12 protein-coding genes are annotated in these 25,704 nt (G+C 65.1%); 8 read left to right on the forward strand and 4 right to left on the reverse strand.

Annotated features, from left to right (window positions below; translation table 11 throughout):
• Positions 1-114: 114 nt before the first annotated feature.
• Both LK533_RS04445 and LK533_RS04450 read right to left on the reverse strand, forming a co-directional pair.
• On the reverse strand, positions 115-738 hold the full coding sequence (locus LK533_RS04445) for a PepSY-associated TM helix domain-containing protein (RefSeq protein ID WP_229361547.1): 624 nt from the start codon (positions 736-738) through the stop codon (positions 115-117).
• Positions 738-2,918: a TonB-dependent receptor gene (locus LK533_RS04450; protein ID WP_229361548.1), complete on the reverse strand. Its 2,181-nt coding sequence runs from the start codon at positions 2,916-2,918 to the stop codon at positions 738-740. Before LK533_RS04450 ends, LK533_RS04445 begins: the two co-directional genes overlap by 1 nt.
• Before the next feature lie 467 nt (positions 2,919-3,385).
• Here LK533_RS04450 and LK533_RS04455 point away from each other — a divergent pair, with 467 nt between their 5' ends.
• On the forward strand, positions 3,386-4,312 hold the full coding sequence (locus tag LK533_RS04455) for a VOC family protein (RefSeq protein WP_229361549.1): 927 nt from the start codon (positions 3,386-3,388) through the stop codon (positions 4,310-4,312).
• Between the two features lie 13 nt (positions 4,313-4,325).
• Positions 4,326-5,741 carry a Gfo/Idh/MocA family protein gene (locus LK533_RS04460; RefSeq protein ID WP_229361550.1) on the forward strand — a complete coding sequence of 472 codons (1,416 nt, stop codon included), beginning with the start codon at positions 4,326-4,328 and terminating at the stop codon, positions 5,739-5,741.
• Between the two features lie 254 nt (positions 5,742-5,995).
• Here the strand turns inward: LK533_RS04460 and LK533_RS04465 are convergent, their stop codons facing one another.
• A complete protein-coding gene (locus tag LK533_RS04465; protein ID WP_229361551.1) occupies positions 5,996-8,518 on the reverse strand; it encodes a family 20 glycosylhydrolase in 2,523 nt (840 codons plus the stop codon).
• A 176-nt stretch (positions 8,519-8,694) separates the two neighbouring features.
• Between LK533_RS04465 and LK533_RS04470 the strand changes: the two genes are divergently transcribed.
• From LK533_RS04470 to LK533_RS04480, 3 genes are all read left to right on the forward strand, one after another.
• Positions 8,695-9,870, forward strand: coding sequence for an acyltransferase family protein (locus tag LK533_RS04470; protein ID WP_267495105.1), 1,176 nt, complete (start codon positions 8,695-8,697; stop codon positions 9,868-9,870).
• 220 nt (positions 9,871-10,090) lie between these two features.
• A complete protein-coding gene (locus LK533_RS04475; protein WP_229361553.1) occupies positions 10,091-13,300 on the forward strand; it encodes a TonB-dependent receptor in 3,210 nt (1,069 codons plus the stop codon).
• Between the two features lie 88 nt (positions 13,301-13,388).
• On the forward strand, positions 13,389-14,906 hold the full coding sequence (locus tag LK533_RS04480) for a tryptophan halogenase family protein (RefSeq protein ID WP_229361554.1): 1,518 nt from the start codon (positions 13,389-13,391) through the stop codon (positions 14,904-14,906).
• A gap of 111 nt (positions 14,907-15,017) precedes the next feature.
• On the opposite strand, the gene LK533_RS04485 is transcribed toward LK533_RS04480, so the two are convergent.
• Positions 15,018-18,425 carry a glycosyl hydrolase 2 galactose-binding domain-containing protein gene (locus tag LK533_RS04485; protein WP_229361555.1) on the reverse strand — a complete coding sequence of 1,136 codons (3,408 nt, stop codon included), beginning with the start codon at positions 18,423-18,425 and terminating at the stop codon, positions 15,018-15,020.
• Positions 18,426-18,973: 548 nt separating this feature from the next.
• On the opposite strand from LK533_RS04485, the gene LK533_RS04490 reads away from it, so the two are divergent.
• The 3 genes from LK533_RS04490 (at position 18,974) to LK533_RS04500 (ending at position 25,703) form a co-directional block, all read left to right on the forward strand.
• Positions 18,974-22,030, forward strand: coding sequence for a TonB-dependent receptor (locus LK533_RS04490; RefSeq protein WP_229361556.1), 3,057 nt, complete (start codon positions 18,974-18,976; stop codon positions 22,028-22,030).
• 117 nt (positions 22,031-22,147) lie between these two features.
• Positions 22,148-23,215, forward strand: a complete 1,068-nt coding sequence (locus tag LK533_RS04495; RefSeq protein ID WP_229361557.1) for a glycoside hydrolase family 43 protein — start codon at positions 22,148-22,150, stop codon at positions 23,213-23,215.
• A gap of 181 nt (positions 23,216-23,396) precedes the next feature.
• Positions 23,397-25,703 (forward strand): GH92 family glycosyl hydrolase, encoded by a 2,307-nt coding sequence (locus LK533_RS04500; RefSeq protein ID WP_229361753.1) that lies wholly within the window; start codon positions 23,397-23,399, stop codon positions 25,701-25,703.
• The last annotated feature ends 1 nt before the right edge of the window (position 25,704 follow it).

A 25,704-nucleotide genomic window follows, 5' to 3' on the forward strand; every position in this document is an offset into this window, starting at 1 on the left:
CGAGCTCTTCAAGATCGGTGTCGGGCCCATGGCGCCCATGACGACTGCGTGCCAGTCGTCCGGCGGCTTGAGGCACCGGGGCTTCTGGCTCGCAACGCCAGGGTAACCACGGTGCTATACGCGTCGCTGGCGCTTACCGGGCAGGGCCAATGCCAAGCAGATTGTGGAGGTCGAGCCAGCGGACGCGGCGGCTACGGCGTGTGCGGCCTCACCAAAGGCCAGCTTGCGCATGAAAGGCGCGTAGACGACGATCCCCGACACGATCGATGCACAGAACAGCAGCCCCATGAAGTCGAGGAAGAGGTTGCCCGGCAACCCGGCGAACATGTCGACATGGAGGCGCAGGATCACCGCCATGATACCGGCATCTTCGTCGAGCGCGCCGACGGGCTTGGCCGTGCGACGGTCGATTGCCGTGATGTGGAGGTCGCCGCGTCCGGGCTGCGCCACTTTCCCCGTGGTGACGTTAGTGACCGGGCGGTCGTTGTCGAAGCTCATAAACAACGGCCGCTCGCCGGGGTACATGGCCATTGCGGTGCGTACGAACGCGTCAAGCGGCAGCGTCGGCGCATCCTCCGGCAGCGCCGCAAGCGGCGACCGATCATCGAAGGCTGCATCGATCTCGTCATGGAAGATCAGCGGCACGCCGGTCAGGCACAGCATCAATAGGAACAGCGTGCAGACGAGGCTGGCCCATTTGTGAACCCAGCACCATGCCCGGACCGTCGCCGCGCGCATCAATACTCGACCGTGACCGATGCCTTGACGGTGCGCGGCTGCCCCTGGAGCAGATAGCCGCCGAACGCTGACGTCCAATAGCGGCGGTTGTCGATGTTCTCCGCGCTGACGCGCAGCGTGAGCGGGTGCTCGTCCGCGACCAGGATGTAGCGCAAGCCGAGGTCAAAGCGCGTCCAATCGTCCAGCCGTTGGAGGTTGGTCGCATCGAGATACTGGCGCCCCGTCCGGACGACCCGCCCGGTCAGCGTCGCGGCGCGAAGGAAGGGGGGCACCACCTCCAGCCCCAGGTTCACCTGATAGTCGGGCACGCCGATCGCGTCGTTGCCGTCCGTCAATCCGCCCGCGGTGCGGCGGAGTTTGGCGTCCGTGATCGTGCCGCCACCGATCACACGCAGCCAGTCGGTCGGCTCGCCGTTAAAACCCAGCTCAATGCCCTGGTTGCGCTGGCGACCGTCGACCACGAAGGTCGTGGCGGTGGGGCGTGTCGCGGTGGGCGTGGCGATGCTGTAGCCGTTTGGCTGCGTCGTCCGGTAGAATGCCAGCGTCGCGGTAAGACGACGGATCTCCCATTTGGCGCCGACCTCGTACTGTGTCGTTCGATAGGGCGCGAAGATCTCGCCCGGGTTGAGGATAGTGTCGTTGGTTGGCGCGGTGGGACCTTGGACGAGGCCCTCGATCCGGTTGCCGTAGAGCGAGAAAGTCGAAGTCGGTCGCACCACGATGCCGATCACGGGGGTGGTCGCCGACCGGTCGTAGCGGGTCGCCCGCGCGAAGGTGGCGCGGTTGAAACCCTCCACAATCAGATTCTGCTGGCGGACGCCGCCCGTGACCAGCACCCGGTCGTCGAACAGGCCGATCGTGTCGGAGGCGAAGAGGCTACCAAACTCAGTATAGGAGACGCGCGGCGGGTCAGCGAGATTGCCGCCGGTGCCGGTGCCCGGCAGGTTCGCCGGCTGCGACGCAGCAACGGGCGCGTAGATGTTGGTAGGGGTCGTCGTCGTAAAGCCGCCGGTCGCGGTGCGATAGCCGCCCGAAGCGAAAGCGTTGCGGTTCTCGGCCAGTACCAGCGTGCCACCAAGACTAACCGCATGGGTCGTGCCGGCGAGCGCGAACTTGCCGCGCAATCCGAGCTGACCGCTCTCGTTATTGTCCTCGCGCGGGACAAACAACCGCGCCTGGGTGGCGGCGCCGGTGGCCGAGTTGGTGACCGTCGGCGTGGCGTAGTCGCCGTCCTCACGGCCGTCGCGCAGGCCGCCCGCGAGATAGACCGTCCAGTCGGGTGCTACATCGACCTCGGCGCGGGCGAGGACATAGACGTCGCGCAGCTTGGTGAACGCCCATGGCTGCGCATAGTTGGCGTCGGCGCCGGGCACGCGCGGTATTGCCAGGCTGGTGTTGGCGAGCCGCACCTGCGGTCGGGGTGAGTAGACGCGCTGATCCTCGTAGCCGAAATCCAGGAAGAAGCGACCCGGCCCGGAGCGAAAGTCCAGATCGGCACCGACGACGCGAACGCTGCGGCGTTCGTCGTCCACCGCTGTATCCCCGTCACGGTAGACGCCGTTGACCCGGAAGCCAAAAGCGTCGTCCGCGCCGAAGCGCGTGCCCAGGTCGATCGCGCCGCCCCAAAGGCTGTCGCCAGCGTAGCTGGCGGTGGCGCGCAGCAGCGTCTTCTCGGCGCGTTTGGGGATCAGGTCGATGCCGCCGCCCAGCCCTGATCCGCCGGGTGCCGCGCCGAAGAGAAAGGCGCTGGAACCATTCAGCACCTGAACCCGCTCGTAGAGTTCAGGCGAGACCAGCTGGCGCGGGGTAATCCCGTAGAGACCATCGAGAGCGACGTCGTCACCGGCCAGAGGAAAGCCGCGGATCACGAACAGCTCCGACTGATTGCCGAACCCTTGCGTGATGCGCACCGACGGATCGTTCTCCAGCACCTCGCCCAGCGTCTCGGCTTGCTGATCAAGGATCAGCTGCGCAGTGTAGTTGCGGACGTTGAACGGCGTCTCGAGCGCTGGACGATCTCCGAGCGCTCCGAGCGAGCCCTCGCTCGTCACCTGCGGCCGCTGCTGCTGCGCCGTGACGACGATCTCTTGCTCGGAAGCGACTGTCTGATCTTGCGCCTGTGCCGCGGTCGTTCCGATGGCGATCACGATCGTAGATGCCGTGCACCAAACCTTGTTCATTAGTGAACCCCCAAGCTCTATGACCAAGCCCTTTAAGCTATTGCGTATCGTTCGCAAAGCTTTTCCAACTGGGGTGGGAGAGCCAAAGATTGTCGCTGTCTGGTGCCGCCGGACTTTTGACGAGAGGGGGTCAGGGGCAAAGCGCGATCGGCCTGAGCTGACCAAGATGATCGAGCAACTGCGTGGTGACGCGGCCAAATCGGCTAGCGCGATCGATCAAGGATCTGCTCGATATCGCCGAAACGCGCAGGGAAGCCGGGGCGGGGCTCCGATGCGACCGGGACTGCGCGCGCGAGCCCGGATCGCTCGATCCGCTGCTCTCTGACCCGATCTGCCGACATCGGGTAGCCAGTCCAGACTGCGGACCTTCTCGACGATACGCTCGAAACCTGCCTTCGCTACGCGTCGCTTGCGGCATGCGACTGCGCGTGTCAGGTTGTGCCGAAGAACAACAGGGAGGGGCGGCGATGATCCGGGCGGCGTTGACGCTGCTGGTCTTGTTTGCGGGCGGATCAGCGACGATCCCGGCCGCGGAGCGGGACATACGGCCGCCGATTACGGGCGTTTCGCACCTTGCCGTCTATGCGTCGGACCTCACGGCATCGGATGATTTCTACAGGCGGGTGCTTGGCGCCCGGAAAGCGGCGGATCCTGAAGATCCAGCGGGCGTGCGCTATTTCTTCAGCGGGACGCAGTTTGTGGAACTCCTCCCGCTGCCGCCCGGACACGGCCCGGGGCGTCTCGCCCATGTGGCCTACACGACCACGGACGCGGCGGCGCTGCGCCGCTTTCTGCTTCGACATGGGGCAAAGCAGGTCACCCGCTTGTCCACTGCCGATGATGGCGAGCGGGCGTTCAGCATGCACGACCCGGAAGGGATCGAGGTCCGCTTCGTCCAGCCGCCGGTCCGTACCACGCCGGTGGAGCCCGCACCTGTAAGCAGTCGCCTGCTCCATGTCGGCCAGGTGGTGCACAACCGCACAAGGCAGGACGCCTTCTACCGCGACCTCCTCGGCTTTCGCCCCTACTGGCATGGCGCGATGCAGGAAGGGGCGACCGACTGGGTGTCGCAGCAGGTTCCGGACGGCTCGAACTGGCTGGAATATATGATGGTGGGACCGGGCTCCACGGTGGATGCCGGGCGGATGGATGCGCGCCTTCTGGGCGTCCTCAACCACCTGTCGTTGGGCGTCGTCGACATGAAGGCGACCGTCGCACGCCTCACGGCCGAAGGGCGAATGCCCCCGCGCCATGACGGCCCGCAGCTGGGACGCGACGGCAAATGGCAGGCGAACTTCTACGATCCGGATGGAACACGCGTGGAGCTGATGGAGCTTCGGCCCGTCGCTGAGCCCTGCTGCTCCCCGTACACGGCTGAACATCCTGAGAGATAAAAAGGGGAGAGCGATGAAGGACGGGAATGGCGGGCTGACCCGGCGCGGTTGGCTGGGTGGTGCGGCGGCCAGCGCCGGGCTGCTGGCCCTGCCACAGCAGGCGGCGGCTCGGCGGATTGCGCCTAGCGACCGCGTGAACGTGGCAGTCATCGGCGCCGGCGGCATGGGCGCGCAGAACATGGCCAAGCTCACCAGCCAGAACATCGTTGCCCTGGCCGACGTCGACTTCGCCCATGTTGCCCAGGCCTTCGTCGACGACAAGGGCGTGGCGAAGCCGGAGATGCAGCCTCTGAAGGCCGCCTACGATCGGGCCGAGAAGTTCGCGGACTATCGGCGCATGTTCGATGCCCGTAAGGACATCGACGCGGTCGTGATCGCCACGCCGGACCACCACCACGCCGTCGCCGCCAAGACCGCGATGGAGCGCGGGATCCACGTCTATGTGCAGAAGCCGCTGACCTATACGGTGCGGGAAGGTCGGACCCTGCTCGACGTTGCGCGCCGCAATCCCAAGCTGGTGACTCAGATGGGCAACCAGGGCCATTCCGGGGACGATGGTCGCCGGGTGGTGGAGCTGATCCGCGGCGGCGTGATCGGCCGGGTGCGTGAAGTACATGCCTGGACGAACCGGCCGCTGTGGCCGCAGGGGGAGCCGCGCCCGGCAGCGGTCGCAAAGCCGGCGACGCTGGACTGGGACCTGTGGCTCGGGCCGGCGACCGTCAACTGGGGCTACAACCCGGATTACGCGCATTTCAACTGGCGTGGCTGGGTGCCGTTCGGGATCGGCTCGCTGGGCGACATGGGCGCGCACCTCGTCGACTTCCCGGTCTGGGCGCTCGAGCCCGGCCTGCCGACGCGGATCGAGACTCGGCACAGCCGCTGGGGTGGCGACGACAATATCTGGGACGGCAAGTCGCCGGCGGAACTCGGCAGCTACCCGCTCGCGAACGTCACCACCTATGAATTCGGCCATGCCAAGGGCGGACCGCTGACGATGACCTGGTACGACGGCGGATTGATGCCGCCGACGCCCCGGGAGATGCCGGCCACCGCGCGGATGAACCCCGATGGCGGTGTGCTCTATGTCGGCGACCGCGGCATGCTGATGCACGACACCTATGGGCAGCAGCCGGTCCTGATCGGCGAAGGCGTGGAGGCGCACGCCGCAGCAGTGCCGGTGTCGCTGCCGCGGATCCTGGGCGGACGCGACGGGCACGAGATGAACTGGATCCGCGCGATCCGCGGCGAAGAGGCGATCTCCTCGCCCTTCTCGGTCGCGGTGCCGCTCAACGAGACCATGCTGCTTGGCATGGTCGCGATGCGGGCAGACCAGCCGATCGAGTATGACGGGGCGAGCGGACGCGTCACCAACGTACCCGAAGCCAATCGCTTCCTCGATCGGGAGTATCGCGCGGGCTGGACCTTGTGATCGACGCGGGTCCGGCACGGACCATCCGTTAGAGCGGGAGCATCAAGGAGCCGTTCGTGCCGAGTAGGGGCTGAGCTTGTCGACGCCCCGCATCGAAGCACCCGGAGCCGGTCCTGCGATACGCCATTTCCACTGCGCTCAATGGCACCTCAGGACGAACGGACATCCTCTCGACCATCATGCTCTGGACGAGGCCTGACCGCCGCTTGCTGTCCGGGAGGGCGGCAAGCGGCGGAGATCCAGGCACCGGGCAGTTAGCGGTTCTCCACCGTCACCGCGCGGCCGGGGCGGCGTCCGTCCGGCGAGCGGGTGCGGATGGAGACGGAACCGCGCACCGCCACCGGTCCGGCATAGGGCTGCCACGAACCGCTGCCCGAGCGATATTCGATCGGCACACCCGGCAATTCGCTGTTCGCCTCCAGCCGCCCGGCCGCGATCCGCGCGCCTGGAGGCGCCAGGCGATAGGCGACGCCGCTTCTGTCCAGCTGGCGGAGCGCCGCACCGGCACGGCCGACGAACTCGCGCCAGTCGGCCTGGACAGCGGCGAGGTTCACCTTGCCATCGCCAAACGCAAAGCTCGTCCCTGCAACATAGGCCGGTTCCCACCCGGGCTTCGCCGCCCAGGAGCGTTCGGCGAGGCCCAGCAGGCGCGGGAAGAGCATATAGTCGACCTGCGCGTCGCTGCGCACCGTCTCGCTCCACAGCTGCGCCTGCATGCCCATGACGTTTCGGTCTGGTTGGCGCGGCTTCTCGTCCTTCAACGGAACCGGCTGGTTGAGGATGTTGGTGCGCAGCGAGCCGTTGGCCGGCAGATTGTCCGGCATGAAGGCAAACATCTGGAAGAGTTCGACTTCGCGTGCCGCCCAGTCATAGCCGCGTTCTTCGGGGTCGGGCGCATAGGGCATGTCGAGATAGCCCATGTCGGGGATCGACAGCACCACGCGCCAGCTGCGGTTCAGCTGGTCATGCGCTTCCGCCACGCCCCCGGTGAACAGTCCGCCCCAGATGTTCGACTGAACCTGGCGCGGCATGCGTGCCACGGCCGTATGGCCCAGCCCGTCGCTCCAGCCGGCGACCAGGATATGCTTGGCGGCCAGATCGTTCGCCACCCGCTCTATGAAGTGTGCGCCGAGCTGCTGCGGTTTCAGGCCGGTCCTGGCCATCATCGCCTGGCAGGACGGGGACTCGGACCAGGCACCCGCGGTCTCGTCCGCGCCGATGTGATAGGTGGTGAGCGGCGTACCGGCGCGGCGGTGCAGGGCTGCAACCTCGTCCATCACCACGTCGAGGAAGCGATAGGTCTCCTCGCGACAGACGTTCAGCGTGTTGTCGTCGTAATTCTGGATGCTGCGATAGCGGGTGGTGTCGGCGGGCTCGCGCAGGCGGAACCGCTCCGCTTCGGCCAGCTGCCCGGCCGCCCGCAGGCGTTCGTAGCGCACCTCCATCGACCGGATCGCCGCGCGCGAATGGCCCGGCATGTCGAAGGACGGGATCACCTCGATCTGTCGGGCCTTGGCGGCGGCAAGGATGTCGAGATAGTCGGCCTGGCTGAAGAAGCCGTTGGTCGGAGCGTCGCGGGACGGGTCTGCGCCCAGCTGTGGCTGCAGGCAGCTGCGCTCCGACGGGTCGAAACAGCGGAAGCCGCCGATCTCGGTCAGTTCGGGCAGCTGCTTCACTTCCAGGCGCCAACCCTCGTCGTCGCCCAGGTGAAGGTGCAGCTTGTTGAGCTTGTAGCTGGCCATCTGCTCGAGCAGCTTCAGGATCTCGGCCTTGGAGTGGAAGTTGCGCGCCACGTCGACGTGAAGGCCGCGAAAGGCGAGGCGAGGTGCGTCCTCCACCAGCAGCGGGCGCACATGCCCCGCTTCATATCGCGCCTGTTGTGCGAGCGAGCGCAAGGCGTGGTTCGCGCCGGCTGCGTCGGCTGCCTCGATGCGAATGGAGCCGTCTGCGACGTGCAGGCGATAGCCCTCAGACTGCAGGTTCCGCGCCCTCGTGATCCGAACCGGAACCCCGCCGCGGGCAACTTCACCGCTGACAGCGGCCAGTGCCGGGGCCAGGTCGGCCCGCGAGAAGCCGCTGACCGTGACGCGCATGCCACGAGTGAGATCCGTGGCAGCCCCGTCGAGGCGGCGAACCGAAGCGGGCTTGGGCAGGATCACCACGTCGGGGGTGACCGCTTGGCCGCGGGCGGCATAGCGCTCGAACGCGCGTTCGGGCGTCAACCACCGCGTCTGGTCCGCGCTGCTGTTGTTGGCGAGCGCTGGGTCGCGCATCGGCGGAACGAACGGCAGCGTCTCCAGCCCGGTCTCCGCATCCACACCCGTCCGGCTCGCCGCGATGACCCGTGGTTCCAGGCCGGGCACCACAAGGTGCGCGTTCGGCATCGCATAGACGCGGGCGAAGTAATGGCCCGAGCCCAGGATCCGGACGCGATAGCTGCGGCCCGGCTCCAGCCGCTTGCCCGGCTTCAGGGTGAGCGCGTTGAGGTCGCCGTTGATGAGGCGGCTGTCAAAGGTATCGCTGTCGATCGACAGGATGCGGCTGACAAAGCCGAACCGGATCTCCGGTCGTTCCATGCCGGCGGGCAGATCGGCCGGGATGGTGAGCGTCACATCCGAGAGGAAGCAGCCGCCGCTGCCAGGGCAGTTCTTCGGCTGGTTGTCGACGATGGTGAAGCGATAGCCGAGCGCGTCTGCCAGTCGGTCGAGCGATGCCTGTTCCTGTGCGACAGCCGGCGCGGCAACACCCAACATCAGTGCCAAGGCCAATCGTCGCATGTGCAGCTCTCCCGTCAAGCCGCTGGAAGTGCCACCGACGCCGGTGCGGGTCAACGATGGGGCGTGCCGCCGCAGGGCCGGGCGCAGGCAGCCACCCGTCATCAGCGACGCCGCGTGACACTATGGACGTCGCAGATGTTTTCTGTTTCCTTCTTCCGCGGGGAGGCGGCAAGACGATGACAGCAGCGCCGGAGAAGGTGGGAAGCAACGGGCAGCTATCGGCGCACCGGCCGGTCGCCCGAAGTCCTAGACTGGTCTCTCTGGACCTGTTGCGCGGACTTGCCGTGATGGGCATGATCCTCGTCAATTCGGCAGCGGGCATGTTCTATTCCGCCAAGGCGCCGGTGTTCCCGCTGCTGCTGCACGTCAGGTGGGACGGACTGACGCTTGCGGACATGGTGTTTCCCGCGTTCCTGATGATGGTCGGGGTCTCGATCCCCTTTTCGCTCGCGCGCGAGCAAGGGCAGGTTGGCACCCGCGCAGCAGTTGAGCGGCGGATCTGCGCACGGGCGCTGCGCCTGATCGTCCTCGGCTTCCTGCTCTCCAACATCTATTGGTTCGCCGATTTCGCAAGTGGGTCGTGGCGGCTCTTCGGCGTGCTTCAGCGCATCGGGCTCGTCTATGGTGCCTGTGCGCTGCTGTACTGGTGGTGCAAGCCCCGGACGCTTGCGACCGTCATTGTGGCGACGCTGATCCTGTATTGGCCGCTGACGCTGCTGCCGGCGCTGGATGGGCTTCCGAACGACCTTTGGGTTCGCGGGCATAATTTCGTCGTGTCGGTCGACCGCGTGCTGCTGGGAGCCGGCGGGCATAACTATGTGCGGGGGCCGGAGGGCTATGATCCGGAAGGGCTGCTGGGAACGATCCCCGCGATTGCGCACGGGCTGATCGGGGTCTTGATCGGGATCTATCTGCAAGCGCGACCAGAGCGTGGTTCGGGCAAAGCCCTGGCGGCTGCCGGTGCGGCGATGCTGCTGGCCGGCCTCGTCTGGGGCCTGGCGTTTCCGGTCGTGAAGGACATCTGGTCCTCCACCTTTGTGCTGGTGACGTCCGGGCTCACAACTCTGGCGCTTGCGGCCCTGCACGGACTGGCAGACGGACGCGATCGTCTGCCGGGAGGCTGGCCGGCCACCATTGTCCTGGGGTTCGGTTCGAACGCGGTAGCCGCCTATGTTCTCCACATGCTGACGTCGAGCATGATTGGGTGGGACCTGTTGCAGCGTCCCTATCTCTGGGCGGCAGGCGTGCTGCCGGGGCAATGGGCGTCGCTGCTGCCTGTCCTCTTGTACATGGCCCTGATCGGCTGGGCGATGATGTGGCTGCGCCAACGAGGCTGGTTCATCAAGGTTTGAGGCGTTTGCACGATCGGGCCACGGCGGCCTGCATACCGGGATTGATCGAGGTCCTGCCGAATACATCCGGATCGGACCCGCCGGGTAGTTGCCTCCGCCATGTTCAAGACCAGGCAAAGTCCCCGGTAAGTACTCTGGGCGCTTGACACCCCTGATGAACTGCAGAATGATCCGGTTGCTAGCGAACTGGGGAAGACAACCGGTCGCGTGGGGAGGGTATATGCTCGCACGAAGCGTACGCGTGCGCCGTTTGGCGCTTACGGCATCGTCTGCACTTGCACTAAGCTTCGGGCATATCGGCGCAGTCCATGCGCAGGATGCATCCGCCGCCAGCGATCCCGAGGCGAGCGAGCGCGCGCAGGACTCGGTCGCGGCGCCTACCCAGACGGATAATGAGGGCGGCGACATCGTCGTCACCGGTATCCGCGCCGCCCAGGCCCGCGCGATCGAGGTGAAGCGTGAGGCGGACAGCGTCGTCGACGCGATCAGCGCACAGGACATCGGCAAGCTGCCGGACGTCACCATTTCGGACTCGCTGCAGCGGATTCCGGGCGTCCAGATCCGGCGCGAGGCGGGCGAGGGTGGCGCCATCAACATCCGCGGCCTGCCGCAGGTGACGACGCTGCTGAACGGCGAGCAGTTCCTGGGGGCCAATTCGGTCACCACGGTGCAGCCGAACTTTACCGACATTCCTTCGCAGCTGTTTTCGGGCGCGACGGTGTTCAAGTCGCCGACCGCCTCTCTCCAGCAGGCGGGTCTTTCGGGCACGGTCGATCTGCTCACCCGTCGGCCGTTCGACCTGAAGAGCGGACTGACGGTCGCGGGCGCGGCAGAAGCGCAATATGGCGACAAGACTGAGAAGTGGAGCCCGTCGGCAAACGGACTGATCTCCTACAACTCCGGGCGCTTCGGCGTTCTGGTTTCGGCAGCCTATAGCGACCTGACGCTGTCCAACAGCTTCCGCGGCATCCAGGACTATGGGGTCACGCTGCGCAACGAAGGCGGCAGTGCAACCAATCCCGGCGACTTCGCGGTCGGCAATTACCAGCGGGACGCCACGGGTGCGATCCTCTACAACACCAGCCCGAATACGGACAGCGACCCGGCTACGTCGTGCGTCGTGCCGATCGCCAACAGTGCACCGCCGGCAGTGGGCGGCACACGCTGCTCCCCGCTGCTGGCCAGCCGCGGCACTGCGGTCCGCAACGGCGCGGGCGAAATCATCGGCTTCGACGTCAACGGCGACGGAGACGCGAACGACGCGTTCATCACGCCGCAGTCGCATACCGCCTGGAACCGCATCACCAGCCGCGAGCGCTTCGGCGCGAATGCGTCGTTGCAGTTCGAATTCTCGGACGCGCTGCGCCTGACGGCCGACGGCTTCTACACGAAGCAGACGCAGTATGATCGCACTGCAGGCTTCCAGTTCCAGATGGTGGATTGGCAGTCCTCGCCCTTCCTGCCGACAAATTCGCGCGACACAGGCGCCGTCGTCGACGGCTACAATCTGAACACCGTCCAGACCTATGCCTATGACCTGCCGAACTTCGACAGCTATGCGGAGACGTTCCGCATCCGTTCGGAGTCGCAGAACTACAATGTGCAGCTCGACTGGAAGCCGAGCGAGCAGTTCAGCGCCACCGTCCGCGGCATCTATGGCAAGGCCAGCCGCAAGCTCGACCAGTCCTACGCGCAGTTCAACCTGACCGATGGCTATCAATGGGCCTATGACGGCGTCGGCAACTATCCCGGCGGCGACATTCGCTTCAACCCCACCGGCTATCGTGCTTACAGCCAGCCGGCGACCGTCGACTATAGCAGCGGCAAGCCGGTGTTCAGCTTCTCGCAGGCGTTCCTCGACCAGGTCGGCGACGTGTCGCGCTATGGCCTCAAGACCATCTCGTCGGAAAACAACATCTACCAGGACGGCGACCTGTGGGCGCTGCGCGGCGATGCCGAGTGGAAGGCCTCGGACGATTTCCGCCTGAAGTTCGGTGCGCGCTACGGCGAGCGCAGCGTCGACCAGTTCACCTTTGAGCGTATTTCGCCCTTCTATGCCGGCAACACCGACAATCCCGCGAACCCGGCTGCCGGCTGCTACGTCAAGTGGAAGGCGTTCGACGTCAACCTGGGCGATCAATATTGCCCTGTCCGCGATGCCGCAGGTGTTGCCTATACGGCGGGTCTGACCCGGCAGGGCAATGATCCCGTATTCGACGGGCTGATGAAGCAGTATAACCTGCCCGCCGCCGGCGCGCCGACGCTGTGGGTGCTCGATCCCAAGGCGATGGACGACTCCGAGGCGTTCCAGAACAGCTTCTATCCGGGCAGCGTCAACAACGTGAACCCGGCGGACTCGTTCGGCATCAAGCTGCGCCAGATCTCCGGCTATGCCGAAGTGGCGGGCGAGGGCGAAGTGTTCGGCCTGCCGTTCAAGGCGAACGGCGGCGTCCGTGTCGTCAACACCCGCTTCACCGTGCGGCAGAACATCGTCGGCGTGCCCCAGCCCTATGGCGTCTCGGGCGTGGATGCGGGCGATTTCTTCACCACCCGCGACTTCACCGACTTCCTGCCGGCGTTCAACGTGGCGGTTGACCTGAGCCAGGGATTGCGGTTCCGCGCCGCCTTTGCCAAGACGATGACGCTGCTCGACTTCCTGCAGTGGGGCGGCGGCCTCAACGTCAACTATGCGATCAACACTGCGACCGGCCTCTTCGAGGCTCGCGGCGCCAACGCGCGCGGCAACCCGCAGCTGGACCCGTGGCGCGCCGACAATGCCGAGGCGAGCCTCGAATATTACACGGGCCAGTCCAGCCTGGTCGCGATCGGTGCCTTCTACATCAATGTCGCGAGCTTCATCGAAAATGCGACCGTCATCCGCAACGACATTCCCGACAACGATGGCGTGATCCGGCGCCCGGTGCCGGTCAGCACCACGCAGCAGGGTGAAGGCGGTACGCTGAAGGGCGTGGAAGTGTCGGCGCGCCAGGCGCTCGCCGATTATGGCGTGGACGGCTTCCTGAGCGGCTTCGGCGTGGACGCCAACTACACGCTGTCCCTGGGCGACACGGGGCGCGTGGACCTGGCCGGCAACGATCAGCCGTTCCAGGACAATTCCAAGCATCAGGTGAACGCGGCGCTCTGGTACGAGAAGTACGGCTTCCAGGCGCGCGTGGCGTACAACTATCGCTCCAAGCGGCTCGTTTCGTCGGACTATGGCGGCATCGCCGGGCTCGCCCAGTACCAGCGGCCGACCAACTATCTGGACGCGTCGATTTCCTACGACGTGCTGCCGAACATCACCCTCTATGGCCAGGCGTCGAACCTGACCGCGGAGACGGAACGCTACTATCTGACCTACAGCGACCAGGTGCTGTTCGAGAACATCTACGAGCGACGCTTCATCGCCGGGGTTCGCGCCCGCTTCTGATCGGCCTTGCAGAGGTCGTCACCGCCGCACTTGCTCGACAGGTGCGGCGGACTTCTTTTCGGCTGTAGGCGGGCGAGGAACTGACAGGATGCACCCGATCCGCAGCATCGTGATTGTGGGTGGCGGCACGGCCGGCTGGATGGCTGCGGCCTATCTGAGCCGGCAGCTCGGACATCTGCGCCCAGCGATCACGGTGGTCGAGAGTTCGGCGATCGGGACGGTCGGGGTCGGCGAGGCGACGGTGCCTGCCATCCGCGACTTCTTTGCTGCCGTGGGCCTGACGGACGCAGAGGTGCTGCGCGAGACAGAGGGCACGATCAAGTACGGCATCCGCTTCGACGGCTGGAAGGTGCCGGGGCATCGCTTCTTCCATCCCTTCGGTCTCTATGGCGTGCCGGCGCGCGGCGTCGCCTTCCATCATTACTGGCTGAAGCTGCGCCAGACCGGAGATCCGACGCCGCTGGCGGCCTATTGCCTGGCTGCCAAACTGGCCGAACAAGGAAGGTGCCTGGAGCCCGCTCGGCGGCCTGCCAACGATCTTGGCGTCTTCGACTTTGCTGTGCATTTCGACGCAAGCCGGTTCGCAGCGCTGCTGCGCCGGCACGCGATCGCGGCGGGCGTGACCCATTTCGACGCGCGGATCGGGCGGGTCGAGCGCGACTCCCTGACCGGCAATGTTGCGGCGGTGGTGCTGGACGATGGTCGCCGCATCGAGGGTGAGCTGTGGATCGACTGCTCGGGCTTTCGCAGTCTGTTGCTGGGCGAGGCGCTCGAAGTGCCCTATGTCGACTGGCGCCGCTGGCTTCCGGTCGATCGCGCGATCGCCGTCCCGTGTCGTCTCAGCGGTGCCGCGCCCAAACCCTTTACCATCGCGACCGCGCGGCCTGCCGGTTGGCAATGGCGCATCCCGCTGCGCCACCGCATCGGCAACGGCTATGTCTATTGCTCCGATTTCGTCGACGATGCGTCGGCGGAGGCGATGCTGCTGGAAGGGCTGGACGGCGAACCCCTCGCCGAGCCGAACCGGCTGCGGTTCACCACCGGTCATCGCGCACGCTTCTGGGACCACAATGTCGTCGGGCTTGGCCTGGCGTCGGGCTTTCTGGAGCCGCTGGAGTCGACCAGCATCTCGTTGATCCAGACGGGGCTGGAACGGCTGGTGCGCTTTTTCCCCGACCGCGGCTTCGACCCGCGGCTGGCGACGATCTTCAACTATCAGTCGGTGCTGGAGTTCGAGCGGCTGCGCGACTTCCTGCTGCTGCATTACCAGGCGAACGGACGCCGTGGCGAGCCCTTCTGGGATCAGATGCGCGCGACGGTGCCGACCGAGGGGCTGCAACTGAAGCTGGACACCTGGCGCGCGAACGGTGAGTTCGTGCGCCGCGAATGGGAGACCTTTCAGGATCCAAGCTGGCTGAGCCTCTACGCGGGCTTCGACGATCTGCCCCAGCGTCCGTCGCCGCTTGCAGACCAGTTCACGACCGCCGAACTGACCGCCACTCTGGCGCGCATGCGCGCTGCGATCGATGCGACCGTGGCACAGGCGGAGCCCCATGCCGCCTATCTCGCACGGATGGTCGGCGAGCCGAGCTCAAGCGCGCGCTAGGCCGGGTGCGGATCCCGGGGGCTGCCTGCAATCGGCCTCCCGCAAAGGCGGAAATCTCTGCCTGTAGCCCAGGAGCCGCAGCAGCCCCGACGGGCAAGGGGCGGCGACGGATCACCGGGCGACGGGCACTGCCTGTTGCGGCACATTCCAGCCTCGCAGGGTGAGCGACGGCGTCGCAGCAGTGCTTGCGGGATAGCGCACCTCGATCCGCTTGCGCTCGCCGGGCAGCAACACGGCGTAGTTGTCGCTGTAATACGCGGGCAGGATGCGCTCGCCGCGCTGGTCCACCAGCGTCAGCTTGGCATTGAGCACCGGCACCTGGCTGGTGTTGGCCAGAGTCACCGCAATCATGCGGTCGTCCCCGTCGGTGACCGGTGCTGCGGCGCTGGCCTCCAGCACGACGGGCGCCAGGTCGTTGAGCGCCCGATAGGAACCCGCGTCGCGCCCGCGCCAGTAGAAGTTCTCCGCCACCACGCGGTCCTTGCCGTCGAGCAGTTGCAAGCTCACGAGCACCATCGGGTTCCCGCCAAAGATCCGGTCGAGCGGCACGGCGGCCAGCGTCGTCGCCTGGTTGGCGGCGGCATCCACACGATCGGTGCGCGTGAACAGCTCGCGATTGTCGAGGCTCACCACCCGCGTCCGCGCCGTGAGCCCGGGCACCGCCGCCTGTGTAGTATTCAGCACCACCAGCTCGTTGCCCGGCAGGTTCAGCTGGACGTGCAGCGGCTCGGCGGCCTTCTTCGCCCCATAATAAGCAGCGTGGGTGTCATAGTCCCAGCTGTAGATCTGCCATGCGTTGGAAGGCCACGCCGGATGCGTCATCCACAGCAGCCGGCCGGAGTTCTTGGTCCACAGATGCCCCAGGAACCCCTCGTACATCGCCTTGTGCGTTTCGAGGTTCATCATCTGCGCCTTGCGCTCGAAATCGGCGAAGCTGCTCGCCTCACCGAACATCGTGGCGAGCGTCTGCATGAAGGTCTTGGTGTCGCCGTTCCCGGCGAAGTGCCAGTCGTGGTAGGCCAGCGTGTCGCTGAGCGGCCACAGCTCACTGTCCGGCATCGACGCGCGTACCGATTCCAGCGTCGAGAGCGACGGCGTGCCCGTCTCGACCGAAAAGCCGGTGGCAAGATCGGTGAAATAGCCGACCGGCGGCCGATAGTTGTACGGGCCGGAGCCTTGCAGGTTCACCACGTTGGAGCTGCCGGTGAACCAGCGCGTGCCGTCGTGCTCGGCGATCACATCGTCCAGCCCCTCGTTCAGCGCGGGGTAGGGGACACCCTCGTTGCGGCCGAACCACAGCACGATCGACGGGTGGTTGCGATAGCGCTTCACCGTGTCCACCGCGTTGGTGAGGAACAGCTGCGGGTCCTGCGGCTCGACCTGGAAATTCTGCGTCGACTGCCAGAAGTCGTTGAGGATCATCATACCGTTTTCGTCGGCAAGCTCGAAGAACTCATCCTCGTTGTTGTTGCCCATCCAGTTGCGGATGACGTTCATGTGCGCCTCCTTCTGGAGGCGGAAATAGGGTGCGAGCCGATCGCGGCTGACCTGTTTCATCGCATCGTCCATGCCCCAGTTGCCGCCGCGCGCGGCGATCGGCACGCCGTTGACGCGGATCGTCAGGTGCGGCTCGGGCATCTGCTGCGGCACGGGGGTGACCGCGGGCGACCGCTCGCCGGCGGCGGTGAGCGACTCCGCCCAGCCGCGGGGGCTCTGCTTGATCCCCTCGTGGCGGACGTCGATCAGCTTGGTGCCCGCCAGCTTGCCGTCCGTGGTCTGCACGTTGACGCGGCGCAGCGCTCCGGCATGGTCGAACAGCGACAGGTCATAGCTCACCTCGCGGATGCCGAAGCGCTGGGTCCTGGTATCGGAGAGTTGCCCGTCGGCGAGTGCTTCCAGCGACAGCTGATAGAGCGCCGCCTCACCATAGCCGTTGGGCCACCACAATTTCGGATTGCGGACGCGCAGCGCGGGAAACTCGGCAGGCGTGAACGCGACCCGGCTCTCGCCCGGCGGCGCGGACACGGTTTTCTCGACCCGCACGGTGCCGAAGGCGGCGCGCACCGTCACCTGGCGAGCGGCAGTGCCGTCATTCTCGACGGGCACGGTGACATACACATCGGCGGTGTCCGTGCGCGGCAGGGGAAGATCAGTGATGACCTGTGGGTCGAGGATGCGCACGTCGCCGTGGGCGAGCAGTTCGACCGGGCGCCAAAGGCCGGTGTTGCGATCGCGGATGCCGGGGATCCAGTCCCATCCCTCGGTCGCAATGAAGGTGGGACCGTCGATGGCAAGCTGCCCGCCGTTCTCGCCCACGCCGGCCGTGATCGACTGTTCGTGCGGGATGCCGGGATGCGGCGGCGGTGAGACGCGGATCGCCAGCCGGTTCTCGCCGGCGACGGGTACGAAGTCGAACTGGCCGCGAATAAAGGCGCCCCTGGTGGTCCCCAGCCGCAGGCCGTTCGCCCAGATCTCAGACGCATAGTTGATGCCGCCGAACACCAGCGTCAGCCGCTTGCCCGCAGCTTCGGGAGGCACGGTGAAGCTGGTGCGATACCAATAATCCTGCCGCGACAGGCTTTCGGGGATTCCGAGGTTGTTGAGCCCGTAATAAGGATGCGGATAGACGCCGCGGTCGACAAGCGTGGTCAGCACGGTGCCCGGCACCGTGGCCGCGCGCCAGGTCCCGCTCGCCCGCGTGGACCGCGACAGGGCGGCGCCATCCTCCTTGACTTCGGGTGCTGCGGCTAGTTGCCAGCCGTGGATCGTCCAGCGACCGTCGGCGCTGCGCGTCAGCGGCGGCAGGGCTTCTGCGGGTCGTGCCGCCGGCGGCCGTGTCGCCGTGCCGCGCGCCTTAGGCAGCGTCCACGGATCCTGCTGCCGCCACAGACCCGTGTTCGCCTGCTTCTGCCACTCCCAGCCCACGCCGACGCGCCAGATCTGTACGAGGTCGAAGTTCGGGCGGTTGCGAACCGCAGCGGCGATCGCCTCCGCCGAAAGGGCGGCTGGGGTGAAGCTTGCGTGGACCAGGGTGCCGCCGAAATGGCCTTCCTGTGCCGCAGGGGCGATGGCGAGCCGCGGTGCCACCGCCGCGGACGAAGCAGAGATCGAACCTGCCCGTTTGCCATTGATGTACAGCGTCAGCTGCCGGCCATCGGATACCGCGGCGACGTGAGTCCATTCGCCGGCGCGCAAAGCGGAAGACGACGCAACACTGCGGCCGCCATCCATTGCGGTCGGGGTGCCGCGACGCAGCTTCAGGCTGCGCGCAGCATCCGGACCACCGATGGTGATGAGCGGCGCATCCTGCCGCGTCGCGTCCGGCCGAACCCATGCGGAAAGCGACCAGCCGGCACCGGCCGCAAGCGAGGCATCGGCGCCGAGCAGATCGCGTTCGATCCCGATCCCTCCCTGGAGGAAGGCGGCATTATAGGGCCCGGTGTTCGCGATGGATTGCCCGAAGATGGGACTTGCGGCGCCGGCAAGCAGCGCGGCGACGACGACGGGCAACGCACGCATCTTATCTCTCCCTGTCGGTGCGGCGTCTGGTGCCCCGCTCTTTCCCCGCACGGATGGTGCTGTTTCCCGCCCGCCGCGTCAACAAATCTGCGTGCGCGCTGGAGCCGCAGATCGCCGACGTCGGGACGTTGCTTCGCCGACACGGAAGCAAGGGGTCGGCAGCCTGGATACTCAAGGATCGGCAACCTGATTTTATTGTCGCAGGCGATCTGCAGAGTCCCTGAAGAGCTGCGCGAGCATCGCCGCAGCCGAACCTTCAACAACCGCGCCTAGCCGGACGCAACAGTCAATCTCTGGGCTAAACTGGTCTTCGGTATCGCTACCAATCATGGTTGAAGTTGCGTTGGGGTGAGTACCAAAATGCCACACCCGCCAATTATCGCAGCATCCAATTGACAACTTACTTTTTGTATTATGATATCTCGGTTGCGGATCGAGGGCGCTGGAGAGCAATCAGGACTGGTTTTCGGCAGCCCCTAGTTCGCCGCAGGAGATGAACCGTGTCAGGGGGAGGGCACTTGTGCTCTCTTAACTAGGAGGGGATAGACATGAACGCTCGTCAGCATTGTCGACCGAACACCGCTTCGCGCACCGGGCTGGTGCGCCACCTGCTTGTTACGGCGAGCGTGATCGTCGGCATGAGCGGGGTGGCTCATGCACAAGACGCTGGAGCGCCTGCCGGGCAGGAATCTTCTGGGCCCACGTCTGATGTTCCGCAAAGTGGTTCCGGCGATGCCTCATCGCCTCAGAACCAGTCAGTCGATCCCGGCGTTGGCGCGGATCAGGACGCTGCCGGCGGAGATATTCTTGTTACCGGCTACCGCCGCTCGATCGAGGAAAGCCTCAATCAGAAGCGCGAGGCGAACGCCTTCGTTGACGTCATCACTGCCGAGGACGTCGGCAAGTTCCCTGACAAGAACGTAGCAGACTCGCTGCAGCGTGTTCCGGGTGTTATCATCGAACGTAGCGGCGGTGAAGGGTCCCGGGTCAGCATCCGCGGCCTGAGTTCCGACCTCACGCTGACCGAGTTGAATGGAAACTTCATCGCGTCCGCGGACTCGGGAGATCCGTCCCGCTCGTTCAACTACCTGCTGCTTCCATCGAACCTCATTGGAAGCGTCGAAGTCTTCAAATCTTCGGAAGCGCGCCTGGATGAGGGTGGTGTTGGCGGTGTCATCATCAATCACACCCGTGAACCATTCGACCTTGATCCCTGGTCTGGCAATATCTCTGTCGAAGGCACCTATGCCGACGTGACGGAAAAGGTGGAGCCGCAGATTTCTGGCTTGATCTCGTGGAAGGATCCAGAAGAGCGGATCGGCGTCCTGCTGGGCGCGACCTACCAGCAGCGCACCAACCGTTCGTTGAGCGCCAATGCGAGCAGCTGGCAGTGGTGGACCGACGACAAGACGACGAACCCGGCGACCGACGTCAACGGCAACACCTTCGCCAACGACGACGCAATCTCCTATTGGAACAGCGGCGAAGACGCAGGCACCACGACGCAGGGCGGAACGCACTACAGTGGCTATTGGGCGCCGCAGTCTGTCAGCGAAACCATTACGGATCAGAAGCGTAAGCGCCTTGGCATTCAGGCGACGGTGCAACTGCGTCCGTTCGACGACCTCACGATCACGGCCAACTACTTCCGATTCCAGCTGAACGGAAACTATACCTCGAGCACGATCAAGGTGCCGGAGTGGGGCTATGGCAACTTCTTTACCGACGCGACCTTCGACCCCAGCGGGACGATCCTGACGGGGGCGACGTTCCAAGTGCCTGCAGAGGGTAGCGGTTGCCGTGTCGGCACCTCGCCCTGCACCATGGAGACACCCGCCCCTCAAGACACCTACACGCGCGAAAAGAGTGTCTCCAACACCTTTGACGTACAGGGGGAGTGGGACCATGACCGGCTGAAGGTCAACTTTGCGGTCGGCAAGACTCGCGCGACCGGCGGACCGTCGTTCCAGTTCTATGCGCAGGCGAAGCCTCGCAACGGCAGCGTCAACGGCAATAGCCTGAGCGCGTGGAACTTCACAGACCAGTCGATCGCGATGCAGTTCTCGCCCGACGTGTTGCAGAACATGTTGAACGGCGTGGCCCAGATCGACCTCGGATCGACCGGCTCCGGCTTCACGAACAGCGCGATTTCGCAGCGGTACGCGCAAGTCGACGTAACGCGTGACTTTGACAGCTTCATCGACTCGATTCAGGTCGGCGCGAAGTGGCGCCAAGGACATGTGCACCGTGAGACTGGTCGCTTCGAATGGTATTCGGACGCCGAAAACGAGCTGCGCTTCCAGGACACTCCGGGCGGCGCGCTTGCATTGCCGGAATTTTTCTACCCGGAGTCGCTGGGCAACATCGCGGGCGGTTTCTCGGCAAGCGCCTTCCCGGCAATCAACATCAAGCAGTACATCAACTATCTCAGCGAGACCTACAACGGCCCGTTCCGCGTCGCGGAGCCGGAGAACGTGTATAACATCGACGAACGAATTCTGGCGGGATATGCCCAGCTTAACTTCAAGACGGATACGGTCCGCGGCAACTTGGGTGTTCGGGTCGTTCATACCAAACAGAGCGGCGTTTCTACCGACGTGCTCTACTATGAGAATGACTATTGCCAGAACACCAATGGCGATCCGTTCACCCCGCCTCCGGTGGGCGAAGATGGCAACTGCCTCGTGCTTCCGCTCGACGACCGCGAGGTCAAGGTGTTCAGCCCGGTCAACGAGACCAAGTCGTACACGGACATCCTGCCGAGCCTGAACGTGGCGTGGAATGTAACTCCGGATCTGCTCGTCCGGGGCGCTGCTTCCAAGGTAATTGCCCGGCCTGGCTATGGCGACCTTGCTGGATCGCGCTCGCTGACCTTTAACTCCGACGCTTTTGTGTACGATCGGGCACAGTTTGGTGCGCTTCCGGGCTGGTTTGGCAGCGGCGGCAACTTCGACCTGAAGCCCTTCAACGCTTGGCAGTATGACCTCGGCATCGAGTGGTACTTCCATCCGGGATCGGTGGTCGGTGCGACCCTGTTCCGCAAGGACGTTGGAGACTTCATCGTTCCGCTGGTGCTCGACGTGCAGCAGACGGTTGCGGGCGAGGATGTGACGATCCAGCAATATTCGACGCAGGCGAACGGCTCGAGCGCAGTGTCGCAGGGCGTTGAAGTCTATGCGCAGCACACGCTCGACTTTGGTCTCGGTGCGCAGGTGAACTTCACCTACAACGACACCTCGGTCGCCGACGTAAGCCTCAATGGAACCAAGGTCGGAACCTCGCCGCTGGTCGGCAGCGCCAAGACACAGTTCAATGCATCGATCTACTACGAGCACGGACCGGTGCTGGTGCGCGGATCGTACAACCGTCGTGGTGAAGTGGTTCGCGGCTTGTCTTCCGGCCTGAACGTCTATGACGATCCGTACGAACAGTTCGACCTGAACGGGGCCTTCGATCTGTTCGAAAACCTGCAGATCACGGCATCGGTCATCAACCTCACCAAGTCTGAGCAGCGTCAGCATCTGGGCAATGACACCAAGGACCGTTTCATCTCGAACGTCTACGCCGGTCGTCGGTTCTACATGGGGCTGTCTTTCAAGTTCTGATCACTGGTTTTTGGCGGAAGGTGGCTCTGCATGAGCCATTTTCCGCCGAAGTGCTAAGCGATCGACAAGCAACAGCGAGACGGCAGCAGAGCTGGGACGTCAGCGATAAGGGAAGACATGGTGAAGCGCGTTGGCGTCAAATGGTTGCTTGCGGCTGCCGCATTCATCGGAAGCGGCACTGCAGTGGCGGAGAACCCGATCGTGCCGGGCTGGTATGCCGATCCGGAGGCGCGGGTGTTCGGGAACCGCTACTGGATCTACCCCACCTATTCGGACGACTGGGGCAAGCCCGACGTCTCGCCCAGCTTCACCCCGCACCAGCAGGAACTGCGCAAGCGCAAGACGGTGCGCCCGTCCTATGTGCAGCAGACGTTCTTCAACGCCTTTTCCTCGCCTGACCTGGTCCATTGGACCAAGCATGCTCATGTCTTCGATGTCGCGAACGCGGCCTGGGCGGCCTATGCGATCTGGGCGCCGTCGGTCATCGACGCGAACGGCCGCTATTACATGTTCTTCAGTGCCAACGACATCCAGAGCGACGCGGAGGTGGGCGGCATCGGCCTGGCGGTCAGCGACAAGCCGGAGGGGCCGTTCAAGGATGCGCTCGGCAAGCCGTTGATCGGCGCCTTCCACAATGGCGCGCAGCCGATCGATCCTTTCGCCTTCCGGGACGACGACGGACAGATCTACCTGTTCTACGGCGGCTGGGGCCACTGCAACGTGGTGAAGCTCAGTGCCGACCTGAAGACCGTTCAGCCCTTTGCGGACGGTACCAGCTACAAGGAGATTACGCCCCCCGGCTATGTCGAGGGGTCGTTCATGATCAAGCGGAACGGCACCTATTATCTGATGTGGTCCGAAGGTGGCTGGACCGGACCGGATTATAGCGTCGCCTATGCAACGGCGCCGAGTGCGACCGGGCCGTTCAAGCCGATGGGCAAGATCCTCTCACAGGACTTCCGCGTCGCGCGCGGGGCGGGGCACCATTCGGTGGTGAACGTGCCGGGTACCGACGACAGGTACATCGTCTATCACCGCCGGCCGCTCGGCGACGACAAGGGCGAGCACCGGCAGGTCGCGATCGACCGGCTGGAATTTGCCGCAGACGGTTCGATCAAGCCGGTGGTGATGACGACCACGGGCGTCCAGCCGCGCCCGATCGGCAAGGCGCGCGCGCGACAGTGATCGCGTTCCATCCGCCGTCCGTACACCGCTGTGTTGTGATGCTGCTGTGCGCTTGCGCAGTGCAGGATGGTGGCAATCAGCAAGGCATCCGTCAGACGAGTGCCGGACCAGAAGACGGCGACGAAATCAGGGGAGTTACGAAAACGTGAGGAAGTTCATCGGCGCGCTCAGCGCAACCGCCATGCTGCTCACCACGGCGCTCGGCACCGCAGTCGTGCCCGCCAGCGCGCAGGAGCGTGCGGCTGCCGACGAGGCGCTCGTCGACCTGGTCAATCCGCTGATGGGAAGCGATTCCACCTACCAGCTGTCCTATGGGAACACCTATCCGGCGGTGGCGGTGCCGTGGGGCATGAACTTCTGGACGCCGGTCACCGGCAAGATGGGCAACGGCTGGGGCTACACCTACTCCGAACACAAGATCAACGGCATCAAGCAGACCCACCAGCCCAGCCCCTGGATGAACGACTATGCCGCCTTCGCGCTGTTCGCGGAGACGGGACCGCTCAAGGTCAAGGAAGCGGAGCGCGCCTCCTGGTTCAGCCACAAGGCTGAGGACAGCCGTCCCTATCGCTACAAGGTGTATCTGGCCGACTATGACGTGACGGCAGAGGTGACGCCGACCGAGCGTGCCGCCCAGTTCCGCTTCACCTTCCCCAAGGCCGACGACGCGCACATCATCCTGGATGCGTACAACGGCGGGTCGATGGTCCAGATCGACCCGGTGAAGCGCCGCATCACCGGCTACGTGCGCAACAACCATGGCGGAGTGCCGGACAACTTCCACAATTACTTCGTCGCCGAGTTCGATCACGACTTCACCGTCTCGCGCACCTGGGACGACAATGGCCAGGTGACGGCAGAGCGCTCGCGCGAGGGCGACCATGTCGGCGCGGTCGTCAGCTTCAAGACTCGCGCCGGCGAGCAGGTGGGGGTGAAGGTCGCCTCCTCCTTCATCAGCGCCGAGCAGGCAGTCCGCAACCTGGAGCGCGAGATCGGCCGCGACAGCTATGACCAGACGGAGGCCAAGGCCAAGCAGATCTGGGAGAAGGAGCTGCGCCGCGTCCAGGTGACCGACGCCAGCATCGACAACCGCCGCACCTTCTATTCGGCGCTGTGGCGGATGCTGCAGTTCCCCCGCATGTTCCACGAGACCGATGCCGCGGGGAAGACCGTTCACTACAGCCCGTACGACGGCAAGGTGCACGACGGTGTGCTCTATACCGACAATGGATTCTGGGACACGTGGCGCGCGGTGTTCCCCTGGTTCGCGCTCATGTACCCGGAACGCGACGGCGAGATCATGCAGGGGCTGGTCAACACCTACAAGGAATCCGGCTGGCTGCCTGAATGGGCGAGCCCGGGGCATCGCAACGTGATGATCGGGTCCAACTCGGCCAATCTGATCGCCGACGCCTATCTGAACGGCGTGCGCGGCTTCGATGTCGAGACGCTGTACGAGGCGATGGTCAAGAACGCGACCACCTCCGAAGGGCGGCCGAAGGACAAGCGCGGGAACGTCGTGGAGGCGGTCGGCCGCGAGGGCGTCGAATATTACAACCGCCTCGGCTACGTTCCGTACGACGTGGGCATCAACGAAAATGCCGCGCGCACGCTGGAATACGCGACCGCCGACTTCTCATTGTCGCGCCTCGCGGCCGCGCTCGGCAAGACCGGCGACGCGCAGAAATACGCGCAGCAGGCGCAGAACTATCGCAAGCTCTACGACACGCAGAGCGGGTGGATGCGCGGCCGCAACCAGGATGGTAGCTGGTCGACGCCGTTCAACCCGTACAAGTGGGGCGATGCCTTCACCGAGGGCAACTCGCTGCATTACAGCTGGTCGGTGATGCAGGACGTGCAGGGGCTGATCGGCCTGACGGGCGGCGACCAGAAGTTCGTCGACCGGCTGGATTCGATCTTCACCACGCCGCCGATCTTCGACGACAGCTATTATGGTCAGGTGATCCATGAGATCCGCGAGATGCAGATCGTCAACATGGGCCAGTACGCCCATGGCAACCAGCCGATCCAGCACATGCCGTACCTGTACGACTGGGCCGGCGCGCCGTGGAAGACGCAATATCACGTCCGCGACGTGATGAAGAAGCTCTACTCCGCCGCCCCGGACGGCTATCCGGGCGACGAGGACAATGGCCAGACTTCGGCCTGGTATGTCTTCTCGGCGCTGGGCTTCTACCCGGTCACGCCGGCGGTGGGCGAATATGCGATCGGCAGCCCGCTGTTCCGCACGGTGCGCATGACGATGCCGAATGGCAAGGTGCTGACGATCGAGGCGGTGAACAACAGCGCCGAGAACGTCTACATCCAGTCGGCCACCTTCAACGGCAAGTCGCATGACAAGGCATGGCTGTCGCGCGAAGCGCTGCAGGGGGGCGGTACGCTCCGCTTCGTGATGGGAGCCAAGCCGAACCAGGCCTGGGCCAGCAGCAAGGCGGCGGCGCCCTTCTCGATGAGCACACAAAAATAAG

The sequence above is a fragment of the Sphingomonas sp. PL-96 genome (assembly GCF_020707215.1).
GTDB lineage: Bacteria > Pseudomonadota > Alphaproteobacteria > Sphingomonadales > Sphingomonadaceae > Sphingomonas.